This is a genomic window from Klebsiella sp. 141153 (assembly GCF_032601995.1).
In the GTDB taxonomy this organism is placed as follows: domain Bacteria; phylum Pseudomonadota; class Gammaproteobacteria; order Enterobacterales; family Enterobacteriaceae; genus Klebsiella; species Klebsiella aerogenes.
This window is the reverse complement of record NZ_JAQIRJ010000003.1, coordinates 295,543-307,561: the sequence shown is the minus strand read 5'-3', so window position 1 is coordinate 307,561 and position 12,019 is coordinate 295,543. Positions and strand designations below refer to the sequence as shown.

The window sequence follows — 12,019 nt, the reverse complement described above, 5'->3', positions numbered from 1 at the left end:
TTTTACGCCATCATTTGCAATTTATCCTCCGCGCGGTCGACAAAATCCAGCAAAAATGAAATGGCGGTTTAATTTTGTGAGTCTGCTCACTCAGCGCCGGGAATAAAAGCGGTTACTCTTCATCCAGACGTCGCACACGTGGCTTGATAAAAGCTTAATAACAATAACTTACCTCTACCCTCGTGTTATACGGGAGGACCCTGTGCAACCTGAAAATATTCATCTGGATAACCCACTGACAAGCCGGGAAGAGGTGCTACGGCTGGTCAATGAAATGCTGAATGCGGTAGCGCCTTATTTTAAAAACGACGCCAGCCGCATTGATTTAGCGAACTTCACCGCTCACTACGGCCAGCAGGTCGCGAGCATGGAAACCTTTTCCCGTCTGCTGTGGGGCGTAACGCCGCTGTTGGCTGGCGGCAGCGAGCCGCAGCATTTCTCCTTCTATTTACAGGCGATAAAAAACGGCACCAATCCGCAGCATGCCGATTACTGGGGCGAAGTCGCGCCTTACGATCAACGCATTGTCGAGATGGCGGCTTACGGATTATTGCTGGCGCTGGCGGGCGAAACCGTACTGGCGCACTTCACTGCTGCGGAAAAAGAGAACTTATGGCGCTGGTTAAAGCAGTGCGAGACCCAGGATATCCCGGATAATAACTGGCACTTCTTTCCGATTCTGGTACAGGTTGGCTTTCATTATTGCGGAATGCCGACCAATCCGCAGGCGCTGGAAGATCATTTTGCCGCCATGGAACGTTATTACCTCGGCGATGGCTGGTATTCGGATGGTCCGGGCCGCCCGCGCGACTATTACATCTCGATGGGCTTCCATTTCTATGGCCTGATTTACGCGAAGCTGATGGCCGATGTCGATCCGCAGCGCTGTGCGAAACTGCGTCAGCGGGCCGCGCGTTTCTCCTCTGACTTCATCCATTTCTTTGCCGATGACGGCGCGGCGATCCCGTTCGGCCGTAGTCTGACCTATCGCTTTGCTGAAGCGGCGTTCTGGAGCGCGGCGGCCTTCGCCGGGCTGGAGGTATTTTCGCCGGGCGTGATTAAAGGCATCGTATTGCGCCACCTGCGCTGGTGGCTGAAGCAGCCGATGTTCGATCGCGACGGCGTACTGAGCGTCGGCTACAGCTACCCGAACCTGGCGATGGCGGAAGATTACAACGCGCCGGGTTCACCGTACTGGGGGCTGAAAACCATGCTGGTGCTGGCGTTAGGCGAGGGCGACGCCTTCTGGCAGGCGGCTGAACTGCCGCTGCCGCCGCTGCCCGCGCAGCACACGATAGCCCATGCGGATCAGGTGCTGGTACATCAGGCCGATCACCTGTGGATGCTGACTTCCGGCCAGCTGGAGCTGAACAACTTCGTTAATACCGAAGCGAAATACTGCAAATTTGCCTACTCCACCCGCTTTGGTTTCACCATTGAACGGGGGCGCTACGGGTTGAACCATGCCGCTCCCGATTCGATGCTGCTGCTGGCCGAAAAGGATAACTACTGGCGCGGTCGCCGCGAATGCCAGCAGGTGGTTACCGCTGATGGCACTATTTACAGCCGCTGGCTGCCGTGGCGCGACGTGGTGATTGATAGCTGGCTACTGGCGCTGGGCGACTGGCAACTGCGCGTCCACCGCATAGCTACCCAGCGCGCGCTGGATTGCGCGGAAGGCGGCTTTAGCCTGGCGAATCGTCCGCTGCCGCAGGCGCAAGAGAGTGACGGCGCCTGCTGCTTACGCAACGCCCGCGATATCTCGGCGATTTTCTGTTTACATCCGCACGCCCGCCGCGGCGAGACGGTGCTGACGCCGCCGAACAGCAATCTGTTGTTCGCCGAACGCGCGGCGGTGCCGGTGCTGCGCGGCGAGCTCGATGCGGGGACGCATTGCCTGGTAAGCGCGGTATGGGCGGGGAATGCCGCCGACTTCGAACCGCAACACTGCCCACAGGCCTTCATTAGCGATGACGCGGTACGCTTCGTGACGGCACGACAAGAAACGACGCTCGTTCTGGCCCTGGAGGCATCGCTATGAGCACATCATCATCCGTACGCGCCGCGCAGTACAAAATGAGTACCTTTATTTTTCTCTACTTCTTCACCTGGTCATCCAGTTTTGGCCTGTACGCGCTGTGGCTGAGCCAGAAGGTAGGCCTCGATAGCATTACCATCGGCAGCGTGTTCGCCATTAATGGCGTTTTCGCGGTGGTCCTGAAACCGGTGTACGGCTACATCATGGACAAAATCGGCATGAGCAAGTGGCTGCTCTATTTTGTCTGCGCCATTTCCGCGCTGATGGCGCCGTTCTTCGCGCTGGTGTACCAGCCGCTGCTGCAAAGCCACGCGACACTGGGGATTATCATCGGCGCGCTGTATTTGAGCCTCGGCTGGTACGCCGGGGTGGCGGCTTCCGAATCTTACGCCGACCGCTTTAGCCGCCTGTACGGGCTGGAGTTCGGCCGCATCAGAATGTGGGGTTCGCTGGGCTGGGCGATGGCGGCTTCGGTCTCTGGACTGCTGTTTAACTTCACGCCGCTGGCTAACTTTTTGCTCAGCAGCGGCACCTCGGTACTGATGCTGCTGGTGCTGATTAGCCTCAAAATCGGTGATGAACAACTGCGCAATAACAACGTCATTTCCGCGAATAAGATAGTCTTTGCCGATGTGCTGATGCTGCTGAAAAATCGCAAATTCTGGATGTTCAGCCTCTACGTCGCCGGAGTGGCGTGGATGATGTTCATCGCCGAGCAGCAGTTCCCGCGCTATTTCGTCTCGTTCTTTGCCACCAAAGAGCAGGGCAACGCCTGGTACGGCTATCTGAGTACCGTCCAGTCGGGGATGGAGTTCGTAATGATGATGTTTATCCCATGGCTGGTGAACCATTATGGCGCCAAGCGCGGCCTGCTGTTCTGCGGCTGCGTAGTGGGGGCGCGGCTGATTGCCTCCGGCCTGACCAACGACCCGATTGTCATCTCCATCATCAAACCGTTTTACGGCGTTGAGATCGCGCTGCTGCTGATTTCGGTCTTCAAATACATCGCCGAACACTTCCATCGTCGGGTTAACGCCACGATGTACCTGCTGGGTTACCAGGCGATGATTTATGTCGGATCGATTGTGGTCGCGCCGCCGGCGGGTTACCTGTACGACAAAATCGGCTTTGAGCATACCTATCTGTTGATGGGCTGCTGCGCCCTGACGTTTACGCTGATTTCCGCTTTTACGCTATCGCGCTGCCAATCGAAGCGCGATGCCTCACGACCCTTTACTCCGGCTTTAGATACCGCCTCGGTTGAACCGGCCAAACATTAATTCAGGAGTTGTTATGACCAAATCTGTTATCACCGAAGCGCTGCGGCCGATAGAACTGCATCAGGTCGACCGCCTGGCGTTGAGCCAGAAGCTGGAAGACGCGCTGGCTCGCGTAACGCGCAAGCTCGACAAAAATATCGTTGCCTTCGGCGATAAGTTCCCCGGCGAAGCCTGTGAAAACGGCATCTGGCCGCGTACCGATAACGTAGAGTGGACCACCAGTTTTTGGCCGGGCCAGCTGTGGCTGGCGTGGGAGATGACCGGCAAAGCGCGCTACCGCGAAGCTGCCGAGCGCTATTTACCGTCGTTCGCCCGGCGTATTGAGCAGCGTATCGACACCGCGACCCACGACCTCGGCTTCCTTTATTCGCTCTCCTGTATCAGCGCCTGGCGGCTCACCGGCAATGAGGCCGCTCGCCAGTCGGCGCTGCTGGCTGCCGAGCGCCTGATGGAGCGTTTTAACCCGACGGCCAAAATTATCCAGGCGTGGGGCGACTTAAACGATCCGGAACAGCAGGGGCGAATGATCATCGACTGCAATATGAATCTGCCGCTGCTGTACTGGGCCAGCGAGCAGACCGGCGACCCGCGCTACGCGCAGGCGGCAACGGCGCATGCCGGACAGGCGGCGAATTATATCGTGCGTGAAGATGCCTCGACTTATCACACCTACTATATGAATGTGCAGACCGGCGAACCGCGCTTTGGCAACACCCATCAGGGCTACAGCGATACCTCATGCTGGTCGCGCGGCCAGGCGTGGGGCATTTACGGTTTCCTCCTGAGCTATCAGCACACCGGCGATAAGCAGATGGTTGAGCTGTCGCGCAGCCTGGCGCACTACTTTCTCAACCGCCTGCCGGAAGATGATGTTTGCCATTGGGATCTGGCGCTGCTCGGCACCGATGCCGTGCGCGACAGTTCGGCGGCGGCGATTGCCGCCTGCGGCCTGCTGGAGCTGGTCAAGGCGCTGCCAACGCTCGACGCCAACCGCGCGTATTACGAAGAGATGGCGCTACGCATTGCGCTATCGCTGACCGACAACTACCTGGCCCACGACGATGACCCTACCGAAGGGCTGCTGCAGCACTCGGTTTATCATATGGGCAGCGGAAAGGGCGTCGATCAGTGCTGTAGCTGGGGTGACTATTTCTATCTTGAGCTGCTGGCGCGGCTGCGACAGATTTGGTACCCGTACTGGTAATCCTCAAGGAATGGAGAACGAGATGAAAAACGTAGCCGTGTTATTAGCCCCCGGGTTTGAAGAGGGGGAAGCGATAGTCACTATCGATATCCTGCGCCGTCTGAATATTGCGGTGCAGACGATTGCCTGCGGCGAGAGTCGCGAAGTGGTGAGCTACCACGCTATCCCGATGCTAGCGGATAGCACCCTGAAGGCCAGCTTCGATCAAACCTTTGATGCCGTGGTGTTGCCGGGCGGCCCGGAAGGCAGTGTTAATCTGGCGAAAAGCGCGGAGGTTATTGCCTTCGTTCGCCGCCACGATGAAGCGGGTAAATATATCTGCCCGATTTGCTCCGCCGCCGCCCGCGTGTTGGGCGGCAATGGGCTGCTGAAGGGGCGTCGCTATGTCTGTTCCGGCGATCTTTGGCAGCAGGTGAGCGATGGCGTGTACGTGGATGCCGACGTCGTGGAAGACGGCAATCTGCTCAGCGGCCGGGGGTTGGGCAAGGTGTTTGATTTCGCTTTTACCCTGGCGGCGCGATTACAGGGCGATGAAGCGCCGGCGAGCGAACAGGCGGAACATATTTATTATCCGTGGCCCTAGCCGCACGGCATGCTGTTGAAGGTTTCACTGCCCGTGTCATGCGGGCAGTGGCTGGATTAGTGGCAGTCTGGTACGCGTTCAGCTTTTTCACGGCTGATATCTAGCAGCGCGCTGCGGAAAGAGGCATTAAACATCGGTCCATGGCCCAGGCCCGGGAAATCCCAAACAGCGGCATCTACCTCTTTCTCTTTCAGCGTAGTCATCGCGGTATTCACTTTTGTTAGCACGTGATCAGCGTTCGAATCCCGCTTATCGCCCGGCGTCGCTGACCCTTCCATAATGACCAGACTTTTGCCGCAGTACGACGCAGGTTCGGCCGTCGTCATACGGCTAAGTAGCGCAAAGTTATCCCGGCTAAGCGATGGACTGGCGCTGTAATAAGCGTGGAAGTACGAGGACGACAGCCAGGAGTCGAGCACAAACAGGCCGCCGTAGGAGTGGCCCCACAGGCCGCGGCGCTGCGGGTTGATATGCAGACCTTGCTCCGCTTTGGCGGCGATACGTGTTTCCAGCAACTGACGGAAGTCATGACTCCCCCCGTTTTTACGACCAGTCGGCGTTGCGCCCTTGCTGTTGTCAACAGGCGTATAGTCAAAGGACCGGCCCTTCAGATCGAAAGGTAGGTTGGTCTGATAGCCGACCGCAACGATCACCGGCGGCGATTGCGCCGTGAGCTGTTTGAGCAGCTCGTCAGAAAGTCGGTCCATTACCGCATTACCGTCAAGCATGTATAACACCGGGTAGCCGGTGGGCGGCGCGGCTTTGTTCGGCACTGCCGTCCACACCCGATAGTGGCGTGCGCCGTCGGCGGAATCGAACTGATGGACGCTGAAGTGGTAAAAGGCCGAACCCTTTTCGGCGATATTGGGCCCCAGCGGCTGCATATCGGGTTTTGCTAAGACAGGAGCGCTGTAACTGAGCGTAAGGCAAGAGAAAATGGCAAAAAGCGTCCTGCGCGGGGGCGTGGAGCGAGACTCGCGGGCATACATCTGATGATTTTTCCTTTTCCGCCGGTGAATTTTAATTTTAGCCTGCACATACCGTTGGGGGTACCGTGCCAGACAGGGTGTTAACAAAAACAATAATAAGAATAATTACCAATTTCATTTAAGGATTGCAATGATTAATAGGAATCGAATGAAAGCGGAAAGGCGTATAGGGCAAATCTCAGTTGTAGGGAATGGAGGGAATATCAGATCGGAGCAGTAAGCGCTCGGAAAGTAAGGATAAAAAGGAATGAGCGGGGACACGGTAGGTGATAGATATGGACTGATGTCTGCAATCAGTCACGCCATGCGACGTGTTTTGATGTTTATTATTATTAAAGGTTGGTATGTAAATAGAGAGATGTAAACGTTCGTGGTTAATACTGTGGTGGTAGGAATGTTTATTATGATGTTTTTTTAAAGATGGATTTCTATTTTATCCAAATGGCGGATTTCTTATTTCACCATAATTTCCCGGTATATTGTTCTTGGTAAATATAGTTGTATGGAGCATTTTTATAAAGTGTATTAACGCGGCAGGGGTCTTGCAAGCGGGAGAGAATATTATAAGGAGGGAAATATTATATCCCTCCACCGGAAAGTGAGGGAATGCTATAGGATAATGTGGCCACGGAACGTCCCGCATTTTTCTGGAAAGATGATAAGAAGTGCTTACGCTTTCCATTGATTTCAATTGTTTTTCTTTTTTGCAATCATGGAATTATACCCTCGCCATAATGACACTATCAACATTCCAGGCGCCGGACGTCGTTCGTCCGAAGGAACCCCCTCAGCGGCGTCCAGTCGCATTAGAGAATCGCCGTAACCCTTTCATACTACAGCTATAACCGGAGCCACTTCTGGTTATCGTTTTTCTTGCGGCTCTCTCCGGCCAGCGAGCCTGTTGATGGGCAGAGCATCGTCAAAAAAACGCCGTTTTTTTTATATCTTAAGTACGTGGTAATTTGTTTTTTTATCAATGAGTTATTGTGTTTTGCTAAGGTAAGTAAAGATAACTTTAGGGGTTGGGTAGATGTTGATAAGAATAATGAAGCTAACTTCATTTTAAATTAAGCGCAAAGCTTACTATCTTGGCATTTAATTCAATCTATTACTTTCTTTACCCTCAGCAGGAAAGAGGTTGTAGACGCTGGTGGTTTATTCATCGGCGCTGTGATAGCGCGTTTGAGTTGGCCGTAACCATCCCCGGTAATCAGGGGAAGCACATTGATTTTTCGGGGGGAGAGAGGGCGGTCTTCTCCTGAAACACTATTCATCCCGCCAGAGAAAACATTATGGAAACTAAAGAGTTTGTTCTGAACGACAAAAAATTCATGTTGGTAAAATTACAAGCGTGGAATCGCCTGATGTTTGTTGCGGATTTACAGAAAGATATTCTTACGCCGCTTCTGGATAACCTGGGCGAAAAATCTCTGGAAGGTGTTTTTTCAGCTGTATCCGAGCAGGGCGCTAAGCCAGATGTAATGAAGTTATTAAAATCACTGTCTGGTGTAATCGATAGTCGTAATTTAGAGAAATGGGTAAAAAGAGTACTCTCTGAGGGAATGATTGTTTCTATCAAAGAGGATGAACAAAAAGTAAAACTATCTTTCCACGAGCTTACAAAACTATTCTCGGCTCCGCAAGATATTATCATGCTGATGAAGGAAGCCATTGTATTTAATCTCGATGGCATTCTTGACATTATTAAGGGTATGGGAGGGAAAAAGGCTGATACACCGCAAATAAGCTAAAGAGGAGCTCAGGAGAATAGCTCTTCAAACTATAAGAAAATACATTGAATCAGAAATGGAATAGGGATGTTCCTGGTGGTTTTGAGCTTATCACCGTGTGTTTTCTTTTTTATTAATAAATATGGACTGAATTTATATGAATGGAACAATAGATTTTTTCTCGCCAACAGGCGAAAAACTCGCAAGCACGGCAGAAATGACAGGGGCTGCCCCGGTCGAAAGCGGAGCGATCCGTTTACCTGTATCTGCGAGGGATGTCACGGGCGTACAAAAGGATAAGAACGCCCTTAATATCTTAATGAAAGATAATCAAAAAATCGTCATCGAAGACTTTTTTGGCGACACAAAAAAGAAGCTGGTTTTTGACGATGGTAAGGAGATTTTTGAGGCTGATTATCTCGACAAAGAACAATTCAATGGTCTGCAATTTAAACCATTACAGAGCTTTGAAGAGGTGTTTACCGCGGCTGAACCAGCCGCGAACGATAGCGATGTTTATGTATGGGTCGTGCCATTAATCGCCGCGGTTGCGATCGGTGGTCTCGCCATTGCCGCCGTTAATGATAACGACGACGGCGGTGATAATAGCCAGGATAAGGCCAAAGCCAAACTCAAGGAAGCGAAAGACGGCGCCAATCAGGCGATCGACACTATGGCGTACCTTAGCAGCGAACAGAAAGAAGCTGCTCACCAGGCCGTTGAAAATGCGACCACCGTAGATGAGGTGCAGAAAGCGCTGTCCGGCGCCACGGCGAAAAATCTTGAAGAAGCCAAAGCCGATGCCAATCAGGCGATCGACGGTATGACGCATCTGAGCGATGAGCAGAGAGGGGCGGCTCAACAGGCGGTGAACGTTGCGACCGGCGTTGTGGGCGTAGAGGAAGCGCTTGCTGACGCGGTGGCGAAAAACCTTGAGGAAGGCAAAGCCGACGCCAGTGAGGCAATCAACGCCATGGCGTACCTGAGCGACGAACAGAAGGCTGAAGCTCAGAAAGCCGTTGATAATGCGACCAGCGTCGACGAGGTGCAGAAAGCGCTGGCCGATGCCGTAGCGAAAAACCTTGAGGAAGGTAAAGCCGACGCCAATGAAGCGATCGACAATATGGCGTACCTGAGCAACGAGCAGAAGGCCGAGGCACACCAGGCGATCAATGGCGCGACTGACATTGCGCAGGTGGAAAAAACCGAGGCCGATGCCGCGGCGACAAACCTTGAGGCAGGCAAAGCCGACGCCAACAAGGCGATCGACGATATGGCGTACCTGAGCAACGAGCAGAAAGCCGAGGCGCAGCAAGCGGTGAACGACGCGACCGACATTGCGGGCGTGGAAAAAGCGGTGGCCGATACCGCGGCGAAAAACCTTGAGGAAGGTAAAGCCGACGCCTATCAGGCGATCGACGATATGGCCTATCTGAGCGATGAGCAGAAAGAAGCGGCCCGCCAGGCGGTGAAAGACGCGACGGACCCGGCGGGCGTAGAGAAAGCGCTGACTGATGCCGTGGCGACAAACCTTGAGGAAGGCAAAGCCGACGCCAATAAGGCGATCGACGACATGACCTATCTCAGCGACGAGCAGAAAGAAGCGGCTCACCAGGCAGTGAACGACGCCACCGACATTGCGGGCCTGGAGAAAGCCGAAGCCGCCGCTGCCGCGAAAAACCTTGAGGAAGGCAAAGCCGACGCCAACAAGGCGATCGACGACATGACCTACCTGAGCGACGAGCAGAAAGAAGCGGCTCACCAGGCGGTGAACGACGCGACAGGCGTGGCGGGCCTGGAGCAAGCGCTGGCCGATGCTACCAGCAATAACCTTGATGGCGCGAAAGATAGCGCCAACAAGGCGATCGACGCTATGGATAACCTGAGCAAGGATGAAAAGGACGCAGCCCATCAGGCGGTAAACGACGCCACTGATATTGCGGGAGTGGAGAAAGCTCAATCCGACGCCGCCACCCTCAATGCTGAAAACGAACCGTCATTCCTGGAAGATATTCTCAGCGGCATCTGGAATGCGATTATTGCCATTCCGAAAGGATTGTTAGAAGCACTTAAATCGGTTATTCCGATGTTAAGTGATTACCACTTTTTGCTCGAATCCGCGCCTGCGGCACTGACCGGCGTCGCCCTGGTCGCCTGGGAAGCACTCGTTGAAGTTATTCACGTGCCATTAAGCTTTATTTCCAATATGGTTCAGTGGGTTACAGGATTTATCACCGGTATTCTGGGAGGGATATGGGGACCATTAGGAACCATTCCACATATCTTTAATGGTATACTGATTCTCGTAGATGGCCTGGGTAACGGCTTAAAAATTATTGTAGAGAGTATCGGTGTTGGTCTTATTAGCCTGCCTGCGATCGTTACCGGCGCCATCGGCTGGGTGATAACGCTGGTTAAAGGATTTACCGCCTTACTAAACGGTGATTCCTCCGCGATGGAGGATTTCGTCGCTGATTTCTCGCAATCGCTATTGCAAAACCCACTGATTCCATTAGTACTGGGCGATTTGTTCGTCGCAGTTATGGCTATTCCTAAGCTAGGCGTTGAAGTTATAAGCGTCATTGCCGAATGGATTCTGGGAATTATTACAGGATTCCTGCAGTTTATACCGGGATTAATACCGATTGCCAGTGTGGTTTCAGATTTCACGCTGGCTATTGACGGCGTTCTTATTGCTATTCATTATGGCTTAAGTAATGTTGTCAACCTGGTCACGAAACTGGGCATGGCGCTGATCATGGGTCTCCCGATCGCCATGAGTGCTGGGACATCGGCGGTAACCATAATCGAAGCCTTTATAAAAGGCATGCTGGGTTTAAACTCGGATTCCGATACTCCAGATACGCCGATCAATAATTTCATTGACTCCATTATTGACTTTATTTCTTCGCCGGTCGAAGGCCTCAAGAATATTTTTTCTTCTATTTCCAATAGCATTCAGGATTTCTTTAAAGATCCACTAGGCTTTATTGGGAATATGATCCAGAGTGCTATTGATGTTATTCTTGCGCCATGCAAGTTTATTATTGATACAGTAGGTTCTATTATTGATTTTATTGCCGCGCCGTTTGAGGCTATCGGCAAAGTTATTGGTAATCTCATAGAATGCATTGGTAACTTCCTCAGCGATCCGTTTGGCGCTATTGGTAACATATTCCAGGATATCATAGATATTATTCTTGCGCCGTGTAAGTTCTTTATTGACACGGCTAGCTCCATCTTTAATTTTATTACTAATCCGATTGATTCGATATTAAAACTGCTCGGCGATCCTCTAACATTGATGGTCAAATTTATTAGCGACCCAGTCGGAACGGTTACAGATATTATTAACTCGGTCATTGATGCCATCTTGAGTCCATTTAAGGGAATCATTGATTTTATCTCCGAAGTTATTTATGGCATCACTCATCCGCTGGAAACGATCTCTAATATCATTAACGATATTGTCGCGAAAATTTTTGGCGGCTCCTCCAATGACAATGTGGCCGCCAATGCGCTCAATACTTTAGCTGATTCCGTTGAAACTGCTGCCGAGGCGGCGAAACCAGCGGCTGAAACCCTTGATAAACTGCTCGTTAGCGCAGAAAAAACGGTTGATAATCTTCTGGAAAAATCTGTGGGTGAAGGCAGCGAGAAAAGTTTGTCTACTGATGATTTGGCCACCATGACCAATACGCTTAATGAGTTAGCCACTTACTCTGATAGCAACGTAACTTCGCTTAACGAAATGGTTGATTCGCAGACTTCTCAGGCTTCACAGGCTTCTAAGGAAGCAGTAAACGAAGAGTTGACTGATGAACAGCTCGCTTCGCTGACGGAGGAAAATAATGCCAACGATATCAATTTGGATTCTCTGGTAGGTGAAGAAAACAATTCCGTCGTGGCAGAAAACAAAGTTACTGAACAGCAACAAGGTGCTGAAGATTCTGGAGAATATAACGCACTGAATCAAATCGTCAATCAGCTACAGCTAAATGAAGAAAGTTATCAGTATGCTGCTGCTTAATTCTAAGTAATACCTTTCCCGGCTGCTACATCGGTTAGCCGCCGGGATTGGTCAGCCACATAGCTTTACAGTATGTGGTTCTCAACGGTGTCATGAGATGTACCTTCATGCACGATACCAGATATACATCATCATGGAATGATAACGCGTTGTATTTATAATTCA

Annotated in this window: 7 protein-coding genes; 6 read left to right on the top strand and 1 reads right to left on the bottom strand. The window is 52.1% G+C overall.

Going from position 1 to position 12,019, the window contains the following annotated elements; all coding sequences use genetic code 11:
• Window positions 1-202: 202 nt before the first annotated feature.
• From PGS10_RS07310 to PGS10_RS07295, 4 genes are read left to right on the top strand one after another with little or no spacing between them, the layout of a single operon-like run.
• Window positions 203-2,041 carry a DUF2264 domain-containing protein gene (locus PGS10_RS07310; RefSeq protein WP_316422661.1) on the top strand — a complete coding sequence of 613 codons (1,839 nt, stop codon included), beginning with the start codon at window positions 203-205 and terminating at the stop codon, window positions 2,039-2,041.
• On the top strand, window positions 2,038-3,318 hold the full coding sequence (locus PGS10_RS07305) for an oligosaccharide MFS transporter (RefSeq protein WP_015369698.1): 1,281 nt from the start codon (window positions 2,038-2,040) through the stop codon (window positions 3,316-3,318). The genes PGS10_RS07310 and PGS10_RS07305 overlap by 4 nt, the downstream gene beginning before the upstream one ends.
• Window positions 3,319-3,331: 13 nt before the next feature.
• Window positions 3,332-4,522 (top strand): glycoside hydrolase family 88 protein, encoded by a 1,191-nt coding sequence (locus PGS10_RS07300; protein WP_316422660.1) that lies wholly within the window; start codon window positions 3,332-3,334, stop codon window positions 4,520-4,522.
• Window positions 4,523-4,544: 22 nt separating this feature from the next.
• Entirely contained in the window at window positions 4,545-5,105 is a 561-nt protein-coding gene (locus PGS10_RS07295; protein WP_316422659.1) for a DJ-1/PfpI family protein, read from the top strand.
• A gap of 56 nt (window positions 5,106-5,161) precedes the next feature.
• On the opposite strand, the gene PGS10_RS07290 is transcribed toward PGS10_RS07295, so the two are convergent.
• On the bottom strand, window positions 5,162-6,094 hold the full coding sequence (locus PGS10_RS07290) for an alpha/beta hydrolase (protein ID WP_316422658.1): 933 nt from the start codon (window positions 6,092-6,094) through the stop codon (window positions 5,162-5,164).
• A gap of 1,292 nt (window positions 6,095-7,386) precedes the next feature.
• Here PGS10_RS07290 and PGS10_RS07285 point away from each other — a divergent pair.
• Together PGS10_RS07285 and PGS10_RS07280 are read left to right on the top strand one after the other, a co-directional pair.
• A complete protein-coding gene (locus PGS10_RS07285; RefSeq protein WP_047078369.1) occupies window positions 7,387-7,845 on the top strand; it encodes a phage tail assembly chaperone in 459 nt (152 codons plus the stop codon).
• A gap of 136 nt (window positions 7,846-7,981) precedes the next feature.
• Window positions 7,982-11,854 (top strand): BapA/Bap/LapF family prefix-like domain-containing protein, encoded by a 3,873-nt coding sequence (locus PGS10_RS07280; RefSeq protein ID WP_316422657.1) that lies wholly within the window; start codon window positions 7,982-7,984, stop codon window positions 11,852-11,854.
• Window positions 11,855-12,019: the final 165 nt, after the last annotated feature.

Excerpts from the sequence above, each read along its gene's own strand:
- PGS10_RS07285 (WP_047078369.1), top strand. The coding sequence starts at position 7,387 with ATGGAAACTAAAGAGTTTGTTCTGAACGACAAAAAATTCATGTTGGTA.
- PGS10_RS07280 (WP_316422657.1), top strand. The coding sequence starts at position 7,982 with ATGAATGGAACAATAGATTTTTTCTCGCCAACAGGCGAAAAACTCGCA.
- PGS10_RS07305 (WP_015369698.1), top strand. The coding sequence starts at position 2,038 with ATGAGCACATCATCATCCGTACGCGCCGCGCAGTACAAAATGAGTACC.
- PGS10_RS07300 (WP_316422660.1), top strand. The coding sequence starts at position 3,332 with ATGACCAAATCTGTTATCACCGAAGCGCTGCGGCCGATAGAACTGCAT.
- PGS10_RS07295 (WP_316422659.1), top strand. The coding sequence starts at position 4,545 with ATGAAAAACGTAGCCGTGTTATTAGCCCCCGGGTTTGAAGAGGGGGAA.
- PGS10_RS07290 (WP_316422658.1), bottom strand. The coding sequence starts at position 6,094 with ATGTATGCCCGCGAGTCTCGCTCCACGCCCCCGCGCAGGACGCTTTTT.